The 20007-nt window shown below is 39.1% G+C and carries 19 protein-coding genes; 13 read left to right on the forward strand and 6 right to left on the reverse strand.

Features of this window, described 5'->3' with window-relative positions; all coding sequences use genetic code 11:
- Positions 1-14 precede the first annotated feature (14 nt).
- The 8 genes from GWI68_RS08110 (at position 15) to caiF (ending at position 7087) form a co-directional block, all read left to right on the forward strand.
- Entirely contained in the window at positions 15-332 is a 318-nt protein-coding gene (locus GWI68_RS08110; protein WP_166539954.1) for a phage holin family protein, read from the forward strand.
- Positions 329-718: a M15 family metallopeptidase gene (locus GWI68_RS08115; RefSeq protein ID WP_166539955.1), complete on the forward strand. Its 390-nt coding sequence runs from the start codon at positions 329-331 to the stop codon at positions 716-718. Before GWI68_RS08110 ends, GWI68_RS08115 begins: the two co-directional genes overlap by 4 nt.
- Complete coding sequence (locus GWI68_RS08120; protein ID WP_166539956.1) at positions 715-1071, forward strand: DUF2570 family protein; 357 nt, start codon at positions 715-717, stop codon at positions 1069-1071. The genes GWI68_RS08115 and GWI68_RS08120 overlap by 4 nt, the downstream gene beginning before the upstream one ends.
- Positions 1072-1162: 91 nt before the next feature.
- Complete coding sequence (locus GWI68_RS20570; protein WP_279542716.1) at positions 1163-1285, forward strand: hypothetical protein; 123 nt, start codon at positions 1163-1165, stop codon at positions 1283-1285.
- 14 nt (positions 1286-1299) lie between these two features.
- The gene (locus GWI68_RS08125) at positions 1300-4110 is read left to right on the forward strand and encodes an RHS repeat protein (RefSeq protein ID WP_166539957.1); all 2811 of its coding nucleotides are present in this window, start codon (positions 1300-1302) and stop codon (positions 4108-4110) included.
- Between the two features lie 459 nt (positions 4111-4569).
- A complete protein-coding gene (locus GWI68_RS08130) occupies positions 4570-5181 on the forward strand; it encodes a lytic polysaccharide monooxygenase (RefSeq protein ID WP_166539958.1) in 612 nt (203 codons plus the stop codon).
- Positions 5182-5458: 277 nt separating this feature from the next.
- Positions 5459-6121 (forward strand): fructose-6-phosphate aldolase, encoded by a 663-nt coding sequence (gene fsa / locus GWI68_RS08135; RefSeq protein WP_109408367.1) that lies wholly within the window; start codon positions 5459-5461, stop codon positions 6119-6121.
- Positions 6122-6694: 573 nt separating this feature from the next.
- Entirely contained in the window at positions 6695-7087 is a 393-nt protein-coding gene (gene caiF / locus GWI68_RS08140) for a carnitine metabolism transcriptional regulator CaiF (protein WP_109408366.1), read from the forward strand.
- Positions 7088-7158: 71 nt separating this feature from the next.
- Here the strand turns inward: caiF and caiE are convergent, their stop codons facing one another.
- The 6 genes from caiE to caiT form a co-directional block, all read right to left on the reverse strand.
- Complete coding sequence (gene caiE, locus GWI68_RS08145) at positions 7159-7752, reverse strand: carnitine operon protein CaiE (RefSeq protein WP_166539959.1); 594 nt, start codon at positions 7750-7752, stop codon at positions 7159-7161.
- Positions 7753-7791: 39 nt separating this feature from the next.
- The gene (caiD, locus tag GWI68_RS08150; RefSeq protein WP_109408364.1) at positions 7792-8577 is read right to left on the reverse strand and encodes a crotonobetainyl-CoA hydratase; all 786 of its coding nucleotides are present in this window, start codon (positions 8575-8577) and stop codon (positions 7792-7794) included.
- A gap of 76 nt (positions 8578-8653) precedes the next feature.
- Entirely contained in the window at positions 8654-10210 is a 1557-nt protein-coding gene (gene caiC, locus GWI68_RS08155) for a crotonobetaine/carnitine-CoA ligase (RefSeq protein ID WP_166539960.1), read from the reverse strand.
- 74 nt (positions 10211-10284) lie between these two features.
- Positions 10285-11505 (reverse strand): L-carnitine CoA-transferase, encoded by a 1221-nt coding sequence (gene caiB, locus GWI68_RS08160; RefSeq protein WP_166539961.1) that lies wholly within the window; start codon positions 11503-11505, stop codon positions 10285-10287.
- 67 nt (positions 11506-11572) lie between these two features.
- Positions 11573-12715 (reverse strand): crotonobetainyl-CoA dehydrogenase, encoded by a 1143-nt coding sequence (gene caiA, locus GWI68_RS08165; RefSeq protein ID WP_023582983.1) that lies wholly within the window; start codon positions 12713-12715, stop codon positions 11573-11575.
- Positions 12716-12756: 41 nt separating this feature from the next.
- Positions 12757-14271, reverse strand: a complete 1515-nt coding sequence (gene caiT, locus GWI68_RS08170; protein ID WP_072069078.1) for an L-carnitine/gamma-butyrobetaine antiporter — start codon at positions 14269-14271, stop codon at positions 12757-12759.
- Positions 14272-14871: 600 nt separating this feature from the next.
- Between caiT and fixA the strand changes: the two genes are divergently transcribed.
- The 5 genes from fixA (at position 14872) to GWI68_RS08195 (ending at position 19636) form a co-directional block, all read left to right on the forward strand.
- Positions 14872-15645, forward strand: coding sequence for a putative electron transfer flavoprotein FixA (gene fixA, locus GWI68_RS08175; protein WP_166539962.1), 774 nt, complete (start codon positions 14872-14874; stop codon positions 15643-15645).
- 11 nt (positions 15646-15656) lie between these two features.
- Positions 15657-16595 (forward strand): FAD-binding protein, encoded by a 939-nt coding sequence (locus tag GWI68_RS08180; RefSeq protein WP_166539963.1) that lies wholly within the window; start codon positions 15657-15659, stop codon positions 16593-16595.
- Between the two features lie 56 nt (positions 16596-16651).
- Positions 16652-17944, forward strand: a complete 1293-nt coding sequence (gene fixC, locus GWI68_RS08185) for an FAD-dependent oxidoreductase FixC (protein ID WP_109408359.1) — start codon at positions 16652-16654, stop codon at positions 17942-17944.
- Positions 17941-18228, forward strand: a complete 288-nt coding sequence (fixX, locus tag GWI68_RS08190; protein ID WP_023582978.1) for a ferredoxin-like protein FixX — start codon at positions 17941-17943, stop codon at positions 18226-18228. Before fixC ends, fixX begins: the two co-directional genes overlap by 4 nt.
- A gap of 85 nt (positions 18229-18313) precedes the next feature.
- Positions 18314-19636 carry an MFS transporter gene (locus tag GWI68_RS08195; protein ID WP_109408358.1) on the forward strand — a complete coding sequence of 441 codons (1323 nt, stop codon included), beginning with the start codon at positions 18314-18316 and terminating at the stop codon, positions 19634-19636.
- Positions 19637-20007: the final 371 nt, after the last annotated feature.

The raw sequence follows: 20007 nt of genomic DNA on the forward strand, positions 1-20007 counted from the left end.
TTAGGAATTTTATTATGCTAGTTGCGATCCCATCAGAAAGCGATGCACTGGCTTGGATGATAATCGGTGGATTTTCAGCCTGGGGAGGTATCGTGAGGTATTTAATGGAAATTAGGCAAAAACAAATTAAGTGGTCTTGGTGTGGTATCACCAGCCAAATAGTGATCTCTGTTTTTACGGGATTATTAGGCGGATTATTAAGTTTTGAAAGTGGGGCAAGTCGTTATATGTCTTACATGATTGCAGGGCTTTTTGGCTCGATGGGTAGCACAACTTTAATTTGGTTGTGGAACCGGATTTTTGGTGTGAATAACCTTAAGGAGCCTAAATGAGCATATATACATTGAGTCAGCGTAGCCAAAAAAACCTAGAAGGTGTGGATCAGGATTTAGTCCAAGTGGTTAATTTGGCACTGACATTTAGTGAATATGACTTTGTCGTTATTGAAGGGGTACGTTCATTAGCTCGACAAAAAGAGCTAATGAAGGAAGGTAAAAGCAAAACACTCAATAGTCGCCATTTAACAGGTCATGCCGTTGATATTGTGCCCTTAGTGAATGGAGAGATCCCTTGGCAAGATTGGTCAGCATTCGAGTCGGTATCAAAAGCGATGAAAAAAGCTGCTTATCAATTGAATGCTCGAATTAATTGGGGGGGGGATTGGGTTTCATTTCGTGATGGCCCTCATTACGAACTTTGTCGAGAGACATATCCATGAATATAAGCACTTTTTTACGTTTAGGTGTTAAAGGTGGAGTGGCAATTATTATTGTTCTCACTCTGCTGGTTATTCGTTATCAATATAAGCAAATCAATCGACTATCAGAACAAAACAGCCAGCTTGAATATCAACAACGCACATTGCAATCACAATTAATTCAATGGCATGAGCAAGCTGAGCAAGTGTCTGAAGCATTAATGCACCAACAAAAGGAGCAACAATTTTTAGAGGAAGAAAATCATGTTATACGACAAGAATTACGGCAGATTTTGGCTCAAACGCCTTGTGCTAATGAGTCTGTACCTGATGCTGTTATCCGGTTGCAACAGAACACCCTCAATCGTCGTTAAAGCGCCGGATAAATTTGTTCCTTCACATTTGTTACAGCCGTGCTCTGCACCCTTCTTTAATGTGCAAGTGTGGGGAGATTACCCTGATTATGTGGCCCGTTTAATATTGGTTTTAGAAAAATGTAATACCGATAAAAAAGCTATTGCCGAAATTTTAGCTTTAAAAAATCAGCGTAGTAGTAACGAATTAGATGCTAAAAAGAAAATCAACTAAGGAATTATAGAAATATGTCAAATCAACAATTATATACACGAACACCCACTGTGGTGGTTCATGACAATCATGGATCAACAATCCGTGAAATTAACTATTGTCGTCATCCAGATACAAGTAACCAAACCGATGAGCGTATTATCCGTCATCACTATCATGTTCGTGGTTACTTAGAGCGCAGTATTGATGCTAGATTGTATGAAGCACAGCAATCAGACTCCTCTATTCAACCCAATATTCAGCAAACAATCAGTTTAGGTGGTGCATTATCGCTTTCACAATGTGTTGATAATGGAAATAACTTTAATCTAAATGATATTGAAGGCACTGTTGCACAGCAGATTAATGCCCAAGGTACTGTGATTACATATGAATATAGTAAACCTGAGTTTGTGCGTAATTTAGAAAAAGTTAAGGAAGGTAGTAAGGTAAAACAACTGTTGAAATGGGCAAATAGCGACGAAATATCAGTTAATAATAATCGTGTAGGAAAATGTATTGCTCATTATGACACTGCGGGTAAAAAAGAATTTAAGACGTTTTCTTTATTAGGAAAAAATACCTATTTCATCAGAAAATTTCACTTTGGTAATGATATACATTGGGAGGAAGGCAGTTACGATATGAATCAAGTGGAGCATGCGGAGAATTATAAAACTATGCTCACTCATGATGCCACAGGGGCTGTATTAAAAGAAACAGATGCTAAAGGTCATCAACGCCGTATTGTCTATGATATTGCTGGTTTTGTTAAACAATCGTGGCTAACCTTAAAAGGAAAATCAGAACAAGAGGTTTTACGTTCACTCACCTATTCGGCGGCAGGGCAAAAATTACGCGAAGAGCACGGTAATGGACTAGTAACCACTTATGAATATGAAGCAGAAACACAGCGTTTACTACAGGTCAAAACAGAACGTCCTCAAGGTCATGCTTTAGGGGCGAAGATCATGCAAGATCTGCGTTATGAGTATGATCCTGTGGGGAATATTATTGTACTAAAAAACGACGCTGAAGCGACTCGCTATTGGCGTAATCAGAAAGTGGTACCTGAAAATCGTTATGTTTATGACTCTCTGTATCAATTAGTCAGTGCTACTGGTCGAGAATCCGCCAATCAGCAAACACCTGCTTCGATGCAATCCCAACCAGTGACAATATTCGCTAAAGATGCGCAAAGTTATACTAATTACACCCGCTTATACACTTACGATCGTGGTGGTAATTTAACGCAAATTCGTCACAACTCCCCGACGGCACAACAAAGTTTTACTCAAGATATTATTGTTTCTCATAAAACCAATCGTGCTTTATTGAAATCTCAATGTGCAGATCCACAAAATGTGGATAGCTATTTTGATGAGAGTGGTAATTTAACCAAACTACTGAATGGCGATACGCTATTTTGGAATAATTGTAATGAATTAGAAGCCACAAATGGAAAAATAGAAAACGGATCAATTTATGAGGGGGAAACTTATCAATATGATAGTGAAGGCCAGCGAGCCACTAAACTAAGAGGACGTAAGCAAGGTTCATCTGATAAGTTGGAGAAAGTGCTTACTCATTACTTATCTAATATTGATGTTTGGGAGTTTGGTGAATATCCGACAAGAGAAAAATATGATGTCGTCCATATTCAGGTAGGCACTAGTGCAAAAGTCAGAGCATTATGTTGGGAAATCGGATCACCGCAAGGCATTGAAAATAATTCATTGCGTTATAGCTATGATGATGGCATTGGTAACAGCGGATTAGAAACTGATGGTAAAGGGCAATTAATCAGTTATGAAGAGTATTACCCTTATGGAGGCACTGCAATTTGGTCTAGCGAAAATGCGGTAGAAGCTGACTACAAAACGATCCGTTATTCAGGGAAAGAGAAAGATTCCACCGGACTTTATTACTACGGCCACCGTTATTATCAACCTTGGCTTGGTCGTTGGTTAAGTGCTGATCCCGCAGGTACGGTTGATGGGCTTAATTTATACCGAATGGTGCGTAATAACCCTGTGACTTTGCATGATCCTGATGGGCGAATGCCAATTCCACCAGCACCGCCAGCACCGCCTATGATGGGGGGAGCACCATTGCCACCACCAGTACCTGATGGTATGCAGGCAATATCAAAACCACGGAAAACTTGGGGTGATCCATTAAAGAATGCTAATAGTACGGCATTATCGGATCAGCAAGGAGGAAATTATCCATACTATACGGGATTTTTTAGAACTTTATATGTCTCTAAAATTAAACATTATAACGATATTTCTAATATAAAAATGTTTGTTGATGAATGGCAAGGTATTAATGAAAAATCTCAACGTCAATTAATAAAGGAAAATATTAATGAACAGAAAGTATTATATCTACAAAATAAATTAAATAAAATGGAAGAAGAATGGCCTAAATATGTTAAGACTCATGAGAAAACAACATATCGAGGTGATGGATTATCGATTAGTGAAACTTACCCGTGGTTTAAGGATTTTGTAGATGAAGTTAAAAACAAGGAGAAAGCAGTATTAAAGCAAGTAAATATTCCTGTTTCTGCTGTTTCTATAATGTCTACTGCAACTACACCGAAGTCAGGTTATGTTTCTAACGCAAATGTTATGTGGCATTTTAATCTTGAACCCGAAAATCTAGGTGTTTCTATGCCTGTCTATAAAGGTGAGGATGAAGTGACATTCCCTGTTTATAACAAGATGAAAATTACTTCATTGCAATATTTACCAGAAGGAAGTTCTTATATGAATAATCCAGAGAAGTTTGGTTCGTCTCATCGCTATATTATTAATGCTAATATGCTTCCAAGAGGCTAATCTACAATAGTGTATTTTAAAATTTGTCAGGGCAACATGTATATATTGCTCTGACAGTTTTTAACGCTATCTTAATGAAGATGTTTTTCTACTAAACTCCTTTCTTATAATGCTACTTTTCTATATATAATCGTTAATTTAAATGTGATTATTTTCTCAAAAAAATACATTTTAAAAATTATTTAAATAATGAAGTTTGATAAATTTTAATAGTCAGATACAGTTGGATACTTATTTTTTATATCTTGCTTTAAGGTTTTATTTTCATTTCCATAATAAATTGTATATCTAATAAATATTAAATAGCTGTTTTAATTCCATTTTAATATTAAATTAAATGGCGATATTGCTCACAAATATAAATAAATACATATTCAACTATCTATTTTTGACTAATATCTATTGGGATTGACACAATCATTATATTTTAAAATTTTTAATAATCATTGAGGTTTCATTATGAAGAAAAATAAAATTATGGTATTTACTGCAACATTATTACTATCATCAGCGAGTTTTATTTCAACCGTGTCAGCAGATGTGACATTAAAACATGGATATATTGATGTACCTCCTAGTAGAGCTTTCCTTTGTTCATCAAAAGGAGGAAATTTAAATAAAAATTGTGGACCAATTCAGTATGAACCTCAATCAATTGAAGGGCTTAAAGGATTTCCTAAAGATGGGCCTGCTGATGGTCAAATTGCCAGTGGTGGGAAAGAGACTTTTTCTGCTTTAAATGCACAAAGTGCGGATCGTTGGCATAAAGTGGCAATGAAAAGTGGAGAAAATATGTTTAAATGGACATTAACGGCTAAACATAGCACTGAATCATGGCGATTTTTTATTACGAAACCAGGGTGGGATGTAAATAAGCCACTGACCCGTGCTGATTTTGATTTAACACCATTCTGCCAACAAAATGATAATGGCAAAATACCAACAGAAAACGTAGAGATAAATTGTAATATACCAGAGCGTTCAGGTTATCAAATTATTTTAGGTGTTTGGGATATTGCGGATACAGGTAATGCTTTTTATCAAGTTATTGATGCTGAATTTAAAAAATAGTCAAATCAAATAAAATTATTTTTTAATATCAATAATGATATTGTATATATATTATTTCATCTAAAATGTAATCCGGTATTGAATATTAAATTTAGATTGGTAATTATTTAGTTGTTAAATGAAAATAATAGCTATTTATTATTGAAATTAAATCAATAGCGCCTTTGTGTGGGCGCTATTTTCATTGAATCGACTAGAAATCCATCGCGCACAATGCTACTTTCTACGTTATACCTATAATTATTTAGCTTAAAAACCACATCATTGAGGCGCGATTATGGAAATCTATTTAGATACAGCGGATATCGAAGAAGTCAGAAAACTCTCTCAAGTTCTTCCTATTGCAGGTGTCACTACCAATCCGTCTATTATTGCTAAATCGGCACAAGATATTGAAACGCTGTTGCCTGAATTAAAAGCGGCAATGGGAGGAAAAGGTCGGGTATTTGCACAGGTTATTGCCAGTGATGTCGATACCATGATTGAAGAAGCATTACGTATTGGCAATATCGCGGATAATACCGTGATTAAAATCCCAGTTACTGAAGCGGGACTTGTCGCCATTAAACAATTGAAACAAAAAAATATGCTGGTATTAGGTACCGCGATTTACAGTGTCTCACAAGGATTAATGGCAGCTTTAGCAGGGGCAGATTATATAGCCCCTTATGTGCATCGTATGGATAGACAAGGCTCTGATGGGGTAAGAGTAGTAAAAGAGTTACAAACACTGATTACCATGCATAATTTACCGACGAAAATCTTAGCTGCGAGCTTTAAAACACCCCGTCAGGTTGTTGATTGTTTATTAGCTGGGGCTTCTTCGGTGACATTACCGATTGAACTTGCTTACTCAATTATTCGCTCACCGGTTGTCGATGATGCAGTAAATAGATTTGCAGATGATTGGCAAGGCGCATTTGAACGTCGTTTTTTATAATCAAATTAATAATATGAGACTAAGTGCTATAGCGCTATATAGCACTTAATTTATCAGTTTTGGGATATTTAAGATATTAATCTTCACTTTTACTAATGTATTAATAACTAGATTATGATGCCTTAAAATAAAAGAATATTGATTTACATCTAATAATAAGTCACCTTTCTGGCAATCTAAATTTAGATCTATTACTATAATCTTAGTCTATAAATGGATTATTAATATAATCTATCTATTTTTTATTTTTTTGTGAAAAATAGTTTATTTATCAATGAATTGTTATTTTTTCTCTAAAAGCTATTTTATATTTTAATATTTAATTAATTTTTTGTTTTTACTCGGTTTAATTGTTATTGCTTTGGCTTTAATAATAAAATAACAAATTGTGACAAGTGTGTTAATTAAAGAGTTTGGTTGTTAAGAATAAACTAAATATTATATTGATGGGGTTGTTAACTTACCAGATTAACAGGGAAAACCGATACTCCGCGGTGCAATGATAATTAACATATACAGTTATTATCTTTATTTAGCGATAAATAAAACTTTATTTGTGATACTGGAGTAAATATGTGCGAAGAATACATGAATAAGCCACTTTATCTATCAATTGCTGACTGGGTTCAAGCGCAAGAACGTTGGGTAAGTGCGAAAGAAATTGCAACAAAATTCGATATTCCTCAATGTAATGCGATTAATATCGTTTCTTATATTCTTTCTGATGTAAAAGAAATTGAATGTGAAACGAAAAGTGTCCCTAATCAGCTTGAAGGCAGAGGATGCCAATGCCAACGAATGATCAAAGTGAGTCATATCGATCCTCAACTTTATTCACGCTTAAAAGGCCATGTTCAAGGTAAAAGTAGTCAAAGTTCTCCTGAGAAATTAGCATCCATGATCCCTCATGGGTTAAACCATGAACAAAAATGGCAATGGATGTTATCAAAATCACAACGACGATAACGTGACTGATTAAGTTGCAGGTTGAAAAAAGAACAATGACGACAGGCGCGTATAACGCCTGTCGCTGTTTGTTACTGACCTTTTGGTTTCACTTCGGTTGTGCCTCGTAAACGTGGACGATTAGGCTCAGGTGCCGTTAAAGGTGTGGTTTCGACTAAGCTTTGACGACAACGCACCGCTAAGTCTTGATATTCGCGTGTGTTCATACGCTTCCATTCCATGTCATTATCAGTAATATCACGCACATGTTTCGCAGGACTGCCAATCAGCATTTGCCGAGGTTGTCCTTGAAAGCCTGCTTTCACAAAGCTCATCGCGGCAACAATACTTTCTTCACCAATCACTGCACCGTCCATAATCACGCTATTCATACCCACTAAACTGTCACGCCCGATAATACAACTATGGAGAATTGCACCATGCCCAATATGTCCATTTTCTCTAACAATGGTATCCATATCGGTATAACCGTGCATGATACAACCGTCTTGAAGGTTAGCGCCTGCTTCAACAATCAAGCGCCCATAATCCCCTCTGAGTGAGGCTAATGGGCCGATATAAACTCCTGCACCAATAATCACATCACCAATTAATACTGCAGATGGATGAACATAAGCTGTTGGATGAACCACAGGGACAAGGCCTTCAAACGCGTAGATACTCATCTGTTTTCCTCTTTGTTGTATTATCGAAACACTAAATAATTATCGACCTTTCCATTCAGGTGCTCGTTTCTCAGCAAAGGCAAGTGGCCCTTCTGTGGCATCTTCTGAATGGAGAACACTTGGATAATGTTTTAATACACCACTGCGCATTAATTTATAGCCTTCTTCAATAGAAAGTTCGCTAGTGGCACGATAAATCTCTTTTAATGCTGCAACAGCCAGTGGGGCACTATTGGCGATTTGATCTGCGAGTTCACGAGCGCTATCCATTAATTCAGCAGAACTAACAACACGGTTTGCAATGCCCCAACGCAATGCTTCGTCCGCATTCATACGACGGCCGGTCATTAGCATTTCATTGACGATAGCCGGAGGTAAACGTTTAGGTAAACGCAATACGCCACCACTATCTGGCACAATGCCTAGTTGTGCTTCAGGTAACGCAAAAGAAGCGTTGTCTGAACACACTATCATGTCGGCAGCGAGTGCTAATTCAAATCCACCACCAAAAGCATAGCCGTTAACGGCGGCAATAACAGGTTTATCTAGATTGAAAAGCTCAGTTAAACCAGCAAAACCGCCTGCACCGAAATCAGCATCAGGGGCTTCACCTTCAGCCGCTGCTTTTAAATCCCATCCTGCCGAGAAAAAGCGTTCGCCTGCACCTGTAATAATCGCGACACGTAGGTTGGGATCATCACGAAAACGTAGGAAAACTTCGCCCATTTCATGACTGGTTTTCGCATCAATAGCATTGGCTTTTGGCCTATCTAATACAATTTCAAGTACTGAACCACGCGTTGTTAGGTGTAATGATTGGCTCATGTTGTATTCCTTTTCATCATCAAAAATAAGCATTTATGATTGAGGTTATTAAGTTGTGGTTGAACCTACCTATGCCTTATTTCAAATGCTTTTTAATCACTTTTCCGGAGCAATTACGTGGTAAGCCCTCTCTAAATTCAACTGCGCTGGGAACTTTAAACTTCGCCATATTTTGCTCACAGAAATGGAAGAATTCTTCTTCACTCAAGGTTTCATTTTCAACCAGTACCACAAAGGCTTTAATTGCTTCATCACGAATGTTGTCAGGCACTCCAATTACGGCGACATCTTGAATTTTAGGATGTGAAGAAATGATATTTTCAATCTCAACGCAAGAGACATTCTCGCCACCACGTTTGATCATATTGCAACTGCGATCAACGAAATAGAAAAAGCCTTCATCGTCACGATAACCATAATCACCAGTATGTAACCAACCTTCTGGCTCTAGCGCTTTTGCTGTGGCATCGGGTCGGTTGTAATACTCTTTGAATAAGGTTTTTCCAGGCTCGCCTTTTACGCAGATTTCACCCACAACGCCATCAGGCACTTCGTGGTTTTGTTTGTCTCTGATTTGAGCTTGATAACAAAAACCCGGTCTACCAATTGATGGCCAACGGCGTTTATCTCCGGGTCTATCACCAATTAAACCAACGATAGTTTCTGTCATGCCATAAGAGGTGAGCAATCGCACGTTAAAGCGCTCAATAAAAGCGTCTTTTTCTTCATCTGCGAGATTGAGGTAGAACATTACTTCGCGTAATTTGTGTTGCTTTTCTTCGGATGAAACTGGTTGTGCCATTAAGGTTCTCATCATCATGGGAATGCATTCCGTCACCGTCGCTTGATACTTAAGGATTTGTTTCCAAAAAGCTCTAGCACTGTATTTTTCGAGTAGGACAAATGTCGCACCTACAGAAAATGCCGCGAGAGATGCGGTGCATTGGCAATCAATATGAAAGGCAGGCATAACGGTGAGATAAACATCGTCTTCACGTAATGCGTTTTGCCATGATGAGTAATAACCCGCAAAGCGTAAGTTATAGTGTGTAATAACAACGCCTTTGGGTTGAGAAGTTGTTCCTGAGGTAAAAAGAATTTCAGCAGTGTCATCTACACTTAATGGTGTGTGATGATTAAGCGTAACAGGATGCTTGGCTTTCTCTTTTAAAAAGTCGATAACCCCTTTTTCAGCAGGCGGACTGTTTTCTGTTATTAAAAACAGTTGCGTTAAAGGGCATTGTTCATCCTGCAACATAGGTTGGTAAATAGGATAGAAATTATCGCGAGTTACCACGTAATGAGCTTGGCAGTGATTGATTATCCATGCGCTCTCTTCATACATAAAGCGCGCATTAATGGGCACCATGACAGCACCAATTTTTGCCAAGCCAAACCAGCAAAAGAAAAACTCAGGGCAGTTATCAAGATGCAAGGCAACATGGTCGCCTTTTTTTATGCCACCAGCATGGAAAAGATTTGCGGTTCGGTTGATCTCTTCATTTAATTCACTGTAGCTAAATTGTCTCTCTTGTCCTTGTGCGGATACGAAAATTAGCGCTGTTTTTTTGCCAAAAACCTCTGCTAAATCATCCCACATTTGACGTAAGTTTTGTTTGCCAATCACATCCATTAAACTGTTACCCTATTCTTTTGCCGTGAGTTCAGATGCATTTTCTACCTATGTGCTATCTGAATTTAACGGTATTACTTTTCGATTTTAGCCAGCCCCTTATCGACTAGCCCCCTGATTTGTTCGTCGTTATAACCGATGTTTTTCAAAATCGCGTCAGTGTCCATGCCGTGAGATGGCATTCCACGCCAGATCTTTCCCGGATTATTTTTGAATTTCGGCATCACGTTTGGTCCTTTGCAGGTTTCTCCATTCATGGTTTGCCATTCGGTGATCGATTCACGCGCGACATATTGCGGATTGTCTTCAAGCTCAGGAATAGTCAGCACTTTGGCGCTGGCAATATTAAGTTCTGAAAGACGTTTAAGTACTTCAGTGATGGGTTGTTTGGCTAACCATTCATCTAACTTGTCTTCAAATAATTGGCCATGAGGGCAGTTAATACGGTGAATAAGTTGAGTGCCTTCTGGTACTTCAGGTGTACCAAGCAGATGAGCAAGTCCGATATCTTTGAAAATTTCTTGAATTTGAGTGATACCGACAACTTCCATCACGATATAACCATCTTGGCAACGATAAAGCCCACAGCCTGCATAGTACGGATCTTTCCCTTTGGTCATTCGAGGGCAGATTTCTCCACCATTGAAATAATCCATCATGAAGTATTGCCCCATGCGCAACATCACTTCATACATAGCAATATCAATACTTTCGCCTTTACCTGTTTGTTGAACTTTATACAGTGCCGCTAACGCCGAAGTGGTTGCGGTCATCCCTGAGAAATAGTCTGCGGTATAAGGGAAGGCTGGCATTGGCTGATCTTTGTCACCGTTTTGAATAAGGTAACCACTGAAAGCCTGAGCGATGGTGTTATAAGCGGGTAGGTTGGTATATTGCGGATCGCCATATTGACCAAAACCCGATAAATGCGCGATAACTAATTTAGGGTTATGTTCCCATAATACTTCATCTGTAATACCGCGACGTGCAAAGGCTGGGCCCTTACTGGCTTCGATAAAGATATCAGTGGTTTCCATTAATTTTAAGAACGCATCACGACCTTCGTCTTTAAAGATATTTAACGATAGTGCATGAAGATTACGGCGAGAAAGTTGAGGGTAGTGAGGTTGAACGCGAATGGTGTCAGCCCATGCAACGTTTTCAATCCAAATCACTTCAGCACCCCATTCTGCAAACATTTGTCCTGCAAATGGCCCTGCAATTTCAATTCCTGAAAACACAACACGAACCCCTGAAAGTGGGCCGAATTGTGGCATTGGTAAATGTTCTGTCATAGCGTCACCTCGTAAGTGGTTTAATGAATACTCTCTCACCTAATGATGAGAGAGTTTTCGTGATTAATTAGCGATACTGTTTAAGTACTGAACGTCCTAATGTCAGGATCTGCATTTCATCAGAACCACCAGAGACACGATCAACACGAAGGTCACGCCAGAAACGAGAAATACGGTGCTCGCCAGCAATACCAACACCACCAAGCACTTGCATTGCACTATCAACTACTTCAAATGCCGCATTTGCACAGAAGTATTTACACATAGCTGCATCACCAGAAGTGATTAAGTTGTTGTCACTCTTCCATGCAGTTTCATATAACATGTTGCGCATTGAATTGAGTTTGATCGCCATATGAGCGAATTTTTCTTGAATAAGTTGGAAACGGCCGATAGCTTCGCCAAATTGCACACGTTGGTTGGCATAACGAGCCGCATCTTCGAATGCACACATTGCGGTACCGTAGTTAGTGAGAGCCACTAAGAAACGTTCGTGATCGAACTCTTCTTTCACACGGTTAAAGCCGTTGCCTTCACGGCCAAACATGTCTTTTTCTTCAAGTTCAACGTTATCGAAAGTGATTTCACAGCAACTATCCATGCGTAAACCCAGTTTTTCTAACTTGTTGACTTTAATACCCGGTTTACTCATATCCACAAACCATTCAGTAAAAATTGGTTTATCTGGAGATGCTGAGTCACGGCTCATCACAACAACATAAGGGGTATAGGCACTACTGGTGATAAAGCATTTGCTACCGTTAAGGTAAACTTTGCCATCTTTACGGGTATAAGTGGTTTGTAAGCTACCAACGTCGGAGCCTGCACCCGGTTCAGTGATAGCAGAGTTCCACATCTGTTTACCTGTACCACGGAACGCCATGATTTTATCAATTTGCTCTTGAGTCCCTTCACGCAATACGGTGTTAAAGCCACCAGGTAATTGGTAAAGCACGTAAGTTGGCGCACCTAAACGACCTAATTCCATCCAGATGGCAGCAACAGTAACAAAACCTGCATTTAAGCCGCCGTGCTCTTCAGGGATAAGCAGATTGTCAATTTCCATATCCGCTAAGGCTTTGACAAAACGTTCTGGGTATTTGCTTTCGCGATCACACTGTGCGAAATAAGCTTCCCAGTTTTCACTGGCCATTAATTCGCGGACACCGTCAACAAACAGTTCCTGCTCATCATTCAATCTAAAATCCATGTTAATAACCTCTTAATATGTCATTCTTTGCGTATAGCGGATCAGTCTTTCCAATGTACTTTGGCATCTTTAATAAAGGACAAGGTGACCATGATATTGACGAAAAATAGTGGGCATCCTCCGGCGATAATGGCGGTTTGAATTGGTTTTAAACCTCCAAGTGCTAGAAGAATGATGCCGATAACACCGACCAGCACAGACCAGCCGATACGCACTAATAAAGGTGGCTCAGAGCCTTCTTTCATAGAGCGACAAGTGGACATTGCTAGTGTGTAAGAACAGGCATTGATTAAAGTGACAGTGGCAATAAAGCAGAGGATAAAGAAGCCCCACATTGTCGCTGTACTAAGCGGTAATGCTGCCCATGTTTCAATAATGGCGCGTGGAACACCATATTGTTCAATCAGTTGTGGAATGTTGAGAATATTTTGGTCAATCAGTTGTAAGGTGTTACCACCAAGAATTGTCCAAATTAACCAAGTTCCTGCGGTTAAGCCTGAAACCATTCCTAAACACAGCTCGCGAACAGTACGGCCTTTAGAGATACGAGCTAAGAAGATACTCATTTGGATGGCGTAAATAACCCACCATGCCCAATAGAAGACCGTCCAACCTTGAGGGAATCCACCTTTACCGATTGGGTCTGTATAGAACAGCATACGAGGCATATACATCATCAATGTACCGACAGAATCGGTAAAATAATTGACGATAAAGCTCGCACCACCAACGATAAACACCCAACCTAACATTAAGAAACTCAGGTAAGTACGAATATCACTGGCGATTTTTACCCCTTTTTGCAGACCAAATGCCACGCAAATCGCGTTTAATAAGATCCAGCAAGAGATAATGATGGCATCTAATTGCAGGGTATGAGGAATACCAAATAAGTATTGAATACATTCAGTGACTAACGGTGTTGCTAAACCAAGGCTAGTCCCCATTGCCAGAATTAAAGCAACAAGATAGAAGTTATCAATAATCGTCCCAACAATGCCATTAACGTGTTTTTCACCAATTAATGGCGTTAAGGTGCTACTTGGGCGGATAACTTCCATTTTGCGAACAAAGAAGAAATAAGCGAACGCAACAGAAAGGAAGCTGTAAGTTGCCCAAGGTAGAGGACCCCAGTGGAACAAGCTGTAAGCAAGACCAATTTCTTTAGCTTGAGTCGAATAACCTTCCATTCCAAAAGGCGGGCTTGAAATGTAGTAGTATATTTCAATCGAACCCCAGAAAAGGACGGCGGCTGATGTACAAGACGCAAACATCATAAAGATCCAGCTTGCGGTACTAAACTCAGGTTTGTCTTCCCCAAGACGTTTATTGGCATAACGACCGAAGACTAACCAAAACCAACCTCCGAACATGATAACCATGTACCATTCAAAGGCCCAACCCCAGACATTGGTAACATAGCTGAATACGGCATTAATCACTTCATTTGAAGCATCAAGATCACGTACCGTTAACCAACATAAAATACCAACAATGATCAATGGCGGAAAAAAAACCTTCGGTTCTATTCCTGCCTTTTTATTATCTTTGCTCATAGGTAAATTTTCCAAATATATTTAGCGCAGAAGTTTAAGTGGTGTTAATTCCTAATAACTAATAAAACAATTAAGTTTATTTATGAATATTTTGTCTATTGGTGATTCATCATAATAGAAAAATAAAGTCATTGGCTAATCTACAAATCCATTAATGATGAAGAATGATGGATATTATAAGAAATCTATTCTGTTATTCACTTCACACTATTCTTTTTGTCGATTTTATGTTACGTTTTATAACGTTTTATTTTCATTATAACTTATTGATAATTATTGGTATTGCATTGTATGTAATCGGCTTGTTATATTCCGTCTTTCAATATTGTTGATCTGAGTGGCAATATTGAATGTTAAATACCATTATATTTATTATGTTCAATATTGTTGATCAAAGTAGCAATATTGAAAGTTGAACACTTTAATTAAAACTAATTTCAATATTGGTGATGTATTTAGCAATATTGAACGCTATCTCTTCTTTATTTAATAATGTTCAATATTGGTGACCTAGGTTTAATTTTTTAATCACTTAATTATGTTAATTCTATATTACATTGCCAGAGTAAATGACATTATTTATTAATTTCAGGAGATGTAATGAATATTATTACATGTTACAAAAGTGTTCCCGATGAGCAGGATATTACGGTAAATAGCGCAGATAGTTCGCTAGATTTTTCTCGCGCTAATACCAAAATCAGCCAATATGATTTAAATGCGATTGAAGCCGCTAATCAGCTTAAGACGCAACTTGATGGTATTCAAATCACGGCAATGAGTGTTGGTGGTAAAGCACTGACAAATGCGAAAGCACGTAAAGACGTTCTTTCTCGTGGTGCTGACGATTTAGTGGTTGTGGTTGATGACCAATTTGAAGCCTCTTTACCCTATCAAACGGCGGTTGCGCTGGCAGCTGCAGCCACTAAAAAAGGTTATGACTTAATTCTTTGTGGTGATGGCTCTGCAGATCTCAGCTCACAACAAGTTAGCTTGCTGGTGGGGGAAATTTTAAATATCCCTGCAATCAATGGTATTAACAAAATTGTTTCGCTCTCTAATGATTCAATTACGGTTGAGCGTGAATTAGAAAATGAAATTGAAACACTGACCATTCCATTACCTGCTGTAATTGCGGTATCTACTGATATTAACACACCTCAAATTCCTTCGATGAAAGCCATTCTTGGCGCTGCCAAAAAACCTGTTCAGCAATGGAGTGTTGCCGATCTTGGTCTGGATGTGATTACTGCGCGTTCAGAGCAAAAAATTGCGGCACCAAAACAGAAAGTGCGTCAACGCATCATTATTGAAGGTGATGGTGACGATCAGATTGCTGAGTTGGCAGAACATTTACGTAAAATTCTTAAGTAATAGGGGGAGTTATGAGCCAGTTTTCAACTGTTTGGGTATTTAGTGATGCACTTTCCCGTTTACCAGAGTTAGTGGGTGGCGCTTCTTCATTAGGACAATCTATCAATGTATTTACATTGAATGATGAACAAAGCGTGGCTGCTTTTAAATTAGGGGCAACTGAGGTTTTCCAATTAGAAGGTAAACCTGACGATCGTATGATTGAAGACTATGCACAAAGCATGGTTGAAACCATCAAACAAAAAGGTGATGCAGGTTTAGTGCTATTACCTAATACACGTCGCGGAAAATTACTCGCAGCACGTTTGGGTCATCGTTTAGCGGCGGTTGTTTCTAATGACGCACAATCTTTAAAAGTAGACGGTGATGCATTAGTAACAAAACACATGGTTTACGGGGGTCTTGCCTTTGGTGATGAAACCCTGAAAACCCCTTATTGCGTAGTGACTGCAAGTGTCGGTGCTTTTGATGTTGCACCAGAAACAAGTGCGGCAGGTAATGCACAAAAAGTGGCATGGATTGCTCCCGCTCAAACCATCGTTCGTAATTCAGTTCAACCGCGCGCAATCAATGCGGTTGATTTAGATAAAGCGCGTTTTGTTGTCAGTGTAGGTCGCGGTATTGGCAGTAAAGAAAATATCGCTATTGCAGAAGAGCTAGCGAAAGCCATTGGTGCTGAAATCGCGTGTTCTCGTCCTGTTGCTGAAAATGAGAAATGGATGGAGCACGAACGCTATGTCGGTATTTCTAACCTGATGCTGAAACCTGAACTCTACCTAGCTGCGGGTATTTCAGGACAAATTCAACATATGGTCGGCGCTAATGGCGCACAAACTATTGTTGCTATTAATAAAGACAAAAATGCCCCTATCTTCCAATTTGCTGACTACGGCATTGTCGGTGATTTAATGAAGATTTTACCTGCATTAACTCGTCAATTATCTAACTGATTTATTTAAGCAGAGAAGGTGACTTCTCTGCATTTATCGCAAATTCTGGAGATGTTATGTCCGATTCCGAAGATATTTTCGATGCCATTATTGTTGGCGCAGGATTAGCAGGATCTGTGGCTGCACTTGTTTTGGCAAGGGAAGGCGCACAAGTATTGCTAATAGAAAGAGGTAACTACGCTGGCGGGAAAAATGTAACCGGTGGTCGTATGTATGCACATACTCTTGAACGCATCATTCCTGAGTTTGCGCAAGAAGCACCTGTTGAACGCGTTATTACTCACGAAAAATTGTCGTTTATGACTGAAGCCGGTGCAATGACAATTGATTACCAAAATGCCGAAGGGAATAACCCCAAAACGGCTTCTTGGTCTGTATTACGTGGTGAGTTTGATCAATGGCTAATGGAACAAGCCGAAAATGCCGGTGCGCAATGTATTACAGGTATTCGCGTTGATAAGCTCGTCGAACGTGATGGCAAGATTGTTGGTGTGGAAGCTGATGGTGATGTGTTAGAAGCTAAAGCCGTTATTTTAGCTGATGGTGTGAATTCTATCTTAGCTGAACAGTTAGGGATGACAAAACGTGTTGCCGCTGAAAATGTAGCCGTAGGTGTAAAAGAGATCATCGAATTGCCTGAAAGTGTGATTAAAGATCGCTTTAACCTAAAAGATAACGAAGGCGCGGCTTGGTTATTTGCAGGATCACCTACCGATGGATTAATGGGCGGTGGTTTTTTATATACCAATAAAACCACGCTCTCTTTAGGTCTTGTTTGTGGGTTGCACCATATTAAAGATGCGAAAAAATCAGTACCACAAATGCTGGAAGATTTTAAACAGCATCCCGTTGTTGCTCCGCTAATTGAGGGCGGAAAGATGGTGGAATACGGTGCGCATGTCGTTCCAGAAGCGGGCTTAAGAATGCAAAACGAATTAGTACGCGATGGCGTATTAATTGCTGGTGATGCAGCAGGGATGTGTATGAACCTTGGCTTTACTATCCGAGGAATGGATTTAGCGATGGCATCTGGTGAAGCGGCTGCAAAAACGGTGCTTTCTGCTATGGCAAAAAATGATTTTAGTAAACAATCACTTAATGAATATCTCAAACATTTAGAAGATGGCCCGTTGCGCGATATGAAAGCGTATCAGCGTATGCCTGATCTACTTGATAATCCTCGTATGTTCACTGCTTATCCTGAAATGGTCGTTGGTATCGCGAAAGATCTCTTTACCGTTACGGGTGAAGCGCCCGTACCAATGCGTAAAACCATGATGCGTCATACCAAAAAAGTCGGTTGGATGAATCTGATCAAAGATGGGATCAAAGGAGTAAAAGCAATATGAGTTCTCCCGTAAATGTCGATGTCAAATTAGGCATCAATAAATTTAATGTCGATGAAGAAAATCCACATATCGTCGTTAAAGAGCAACCTGATATGCAGGTATTGGAAACCTTAGTCAAAGCTTGTCCTGCAGGTCTATATAAAAAACAAGAAGATGGCACTATCAGTTTTGATTATGCAGGGTGCTTAGAGTGTGGAACGTGTCGAATTCTTGGTTTAGATAGTGCGCTTGAAAAATGGGAATACCCACGCGGAACTTTTGGCGTGGAATATCGTTACGGATGATGTATCGCTACTTTTCTCCCAGTGCTATCTCCGGCCTGGGAGCTTTTCTTTTTTATTTTATTTAGAAAAATACCAGGATGCAGTCATGCAACCCAGAAACTTTGATGATATTCGTTTTACCTCTGTACATCGTCGGGTGATGTTATGGGGGAGTGGCGGCCCTTTTCTTGACGGCTATGTGTTAGTGATTATCGGTGTGGCATTAGAGCAACTCACGCCGTTATTACAGCTTGATGCACAGTGGATAGGCCTGTTGGGTGCGGCAACATTAGCAGGGCTTTTTATTGGCACATCACTTTTTGGTTATATTTGTGACAAAGTGGGTCGTCGCAAAATGTTCCTCGTTGATATTGTGGCTATTGGGCTTATTTCGATTGCAACGATGTTTGTGTCAACGCCAGTGGGTCTATTGGTGATGCGATTCCTTATTGGAATTGTGATTGGTGCTGATTACCCCATTGCGACGTCAATGATCACGGAGTTTTCCAATAAAAAACAACGTGCTTTTGCTGTCGGTTTTATTGCCGCAATGTGGTATATCGGGGCAACATGTGCCAACTTAGTCGGTTATCTTTTATATGATGTTGCAGATGGCTGGCGCTGGATGTTGGGCAGTGCTTTTATTCCTTGCGTTATTATTTTAATTGGTCGCTTTGATTTACCTGAATCCCCGCTTTGGCTAATACGCAAAGGGCGTATTCAAGAGTGTAATGAAATGATGATAAAGCTTTTTGGTGAACCTGTCGTTTTTGAAGCTGAAAATGCCAAAACAACGCGTTTTATCGAGCTATTTAATAAACGTCATTTTTCTTTCGTGCTTTTTGTTGCGGTCATTTGGACTTGCCAAGTTATTCCGATGTTTGCCATTTATACCTTTGGGCCTCAGATTGTGGGTTTATTAGGATGGGATGCGGGAAGGAGTGCGGCACTGGGTAATGTGGTGATTAGCCTATTCTTCATGTTTGGATGTATTCCTGCTATGTTTTGGTTAAATCAAACAGGGCGACGTCCGTTATTGATTGGTAGTTTTGCCATGATGACATTAGCATTATTAGTGCTAGGGGTTTTCCCAGATTTACCTATCTTATTTGTTATCTTAGCCTTTGCGACTTATGCCTTCTTTTCTGGTGGCCCCGGAATTTTACAATGGCTTTATCCTAATGAATTGTTCCCAACCGATATTCGAGCATCGGCAGTTGGTGTCATTATGTCAATAAGCCGTATTGGTACGGTTATTTCAACTTGTGCGCTTCCTGCCTTTATCGCCACTTACGGGATTAATACGACGATGTTAGTGGGGGCTGCAATTTCTTTATTCGGCATGATAGTTTCTGTGTTGTTTGCGCCAGAAACCAAAGGATTAACACTTAATCAGACTTCAACCATGCCAATGAGGCGAGGTAAATAACATTTTTAATTGATAAGCAAGAAAATAAGTTAAGTAATTTAAAACGTTTTTTATTTAGATGTTATAAATTTTAATCATTATTGTATTTATTTTTATATTATTTTAATTTAAATTATCACACCAATGATTATTGATAAGATTTATTTATACCTTAAAGAGAGATGAGACTATTTATATTAAAGAGAGAGTGATTTTATTTTTATTATTTAAATAAAATGACTCTCCTTTTTATTTTTAAAAATAACACCTTTATAACGCCTTGGTTTCAAATTTATTTCATTGTTATTAATTCATCTTCAATTACAAATTATATTTAACTCATCAAATCTAGACCCCAATCACAGATCTCTCTCATACTATTCAAATGACGA

Origin of the sequence: Proteus sp. G2669 (genome assembly GCF_009915245.1) — a bacterium.
In the GTDB taxonomy this organism is placed as follows: Bacteria; Pseudomonadota; Gammaproteobacteria; order Enterobacterales; family Enterobacteriaceae; genus Proteus.